Source organism: Phosphitispora fastidiosa (assembly GCF_019008365.1).
Classification (GTDB): Bacteria; Bacillota; Thermincolia; order Thermincolales; family UBA2595; genus Phosphitispora; species Phosphitispora fastidiosa.
The window spans coordinates 1-246 of the sequence record NZ_JAHHUL010000193.1 but is presented as its reverse complement, the minus strand read 5'-3'; the positions used below and the strand labels follow the sequence as shown (position 1 = coordinate 246).

Below are 246 nucleotides of genomic sequence, written 5' to 3'. Positions count from 1 at the left end.
GGATCAGGGCGCCGCGGGTGCCTGCCGCTGCAGGCCCTTGGTGTTCTGGTCGCGGATTTCCTTGGCGGTGATGTAGTTGAACTGCTCGACCAGGAGATCGCGCACCAGCGGTTCGGGGAATTTGGCGTTGACCCCGTCGATGACCGATTGCTTGACGCTGGCAAATTCAACCTTCTGCACGTCTTTCACATCGGAGAAGCGGCCATAGAACTGGCGGAAGATTTCATCATTGAATCAATGATGAAA

General features: G+C 56.1%; 1 protein-coding gene. It reads right to left on the bottom strand.

Annotated features, from left to right (window positions below):
• Window positions 1-3 precede the first annotated feature (3 nt).
• On the bottom strand, window positions 4-189 hold the full coding sequence (locus Ga0451573_RS19465) for a hypothetical protein (protein ID WP_231685856.1): 186 nt from the start codon (window positions 187-189) through the stop codon (window positions 4-6).
• Window positions 190-246 lie beyond the last annotated feature (57 nt).